General features: G+C 62.0%; 1 pseudogene. It reads left to right on the forward strand.

Going from position 1 to position 537, the window contains the following annotated elements:
- Positions 1–447, forward strand: a pseudogene (locus CKY02_RS23255) (RHS repeat domain-containing protein); the annotation flags it as partial.
- Positions 448–537 lie beyond the last annotated feature (90 nt).

Below are 537 nucleotides of genomic sequence, written 5' to 3' on the forward strand. Positions count from 1 at the left end.
ACCATTCATTATCAGTATGATGCCGCCGGGCGCCGCCTCACCGCCCGCTACCCCAATCACCAGCTGCTGCGCTGGTGCTACACCGACGACGACCGTATTACCCGCCAGGAAGCGTGGCAGGAAGAGGCCGGGCAGTGCACGTTATGCTCAGTCACCACCTACGACCACGACGCGCAGGGACGACTGGTCCGGGCCGCCAACCCGGACGCGGTGGTGGCGTTTGCATACGATGAGGCCGGCCGCCTGACCCGGGAGACCATTAACGGACGCGCCGTCAGCCATCAGTGGGACCCGCTGAGCGGCCTGCCCACCGGATACCAGGCGGACACCCTGCCTGCGGTCAGCTGGTACTACGGCCTCAACGGCCGGCTGATGCAGTGGCAGCTTGACGGCCATGCCCCGTTGCAGATCTGTCTCTTAGTCACATCTCTACATCAACCGATTTAGCCAGTAAATACCCATCAATAAGCGTTTGTAGCAGGAACCAGCCTTCCCATAGTCTTTCCCACCCGACCCGGCCTGTCCGTTTTGAGTCAT

Source organism: Photorhabdus bodei (assembly GCF_003287735.1).
Classification (GTDB): Bacteria; Pseudomonadota; Gammaproteobacteria; order Enterobacterales; family Enterobacteriaceae; genus Photorhabdus; species Photorhabdus kayaii.